The organism is Vibrio sp. 10N.222.48.A3 (assembly GCF_041475345.1).
Classification (GTDB): Bacteria; Pseudomonadota; Gammaproteobacteria; order Enterobacterales; family Vibrionaceae; genus Vibrio; species Vibrio tasmaniensis_A.
The window spans coordinates 1-671 of sequence record NZ_JBFRVX010001778.1; the positions used below are offsets into that span (position 1 = coordinate 1).

General features: G+C 44.9%; 1 protein-coding gene. It reads left to right on the plus strand.

Annotation, left to right across the window (positions count from 1 at the left end):
• Positions 1-2: 2 nt before the first annotated feature.
• Complete coding sequence (locus tag AB4653_RS28865) at positions 3-515, plus strand: type IV pilin protein (RefSeq protein ID WP_372106071.1); 513 nt, start codon at positions 3-5, stop codon at positions 513-515.
• The last annotated feature ends 156 nt before the right edge of the window (positions 516-671 follow it).

Sequence of the window (671 nt, forward strand, 5' to 3'; positions counted from 1 at the left end):
TGATAGAGCTGGTCTCTGTCGTCGTTATTTTAGGCATACTTGCCGTTACCGCAGCTCCTCGCTTTCTAAATTACCAACGCGATAGCCATGAAGCTATAGCTCAAGGTGCTTTTTCTTCTTTTCGAACTGCGGTTAACCTTTACCACTCACAGTGGCTTGTTGATGGAGAGCCTGATTTTAATCAAGATGTCGATTATGGTGAAGGCAGCGTTTATCCTTCATCGACTGGTTTTCCAATCGCTGTTGATCAACTACCGATTAATTCGGGGACTGCAATTAGAGGGAGTGACTGCGCAAGGCTTTGGCGGGCGCTCATGAATACTGACCTCACCGTTAGAGATCACGGTAGCTCAGTATTCCCTTCAGAAGAACCGATCGTTGCTTGGTATACATCAGATCCAAGCTGCTATTACTACTACACTGATGGTTACTCGCTAGGCGAAGATTTACCAAGGCTCAACTACTTCCCTCTAACCGGTGAAATAACTGTTACGTCAGATTCACCTAGCTCATAGTGACAAGCTTTTAACTTGCCCGTACAATCACGCGTCTTAATTTTCGATCCATTCAGTTTCGGTAAAGCAAATGCGAGTAATACTTGGCCCTATGGAGGGCGTTTTAGACCATCTAATGCGTGAAATTCTCACAGAGATCAATGATTACGATCTCTG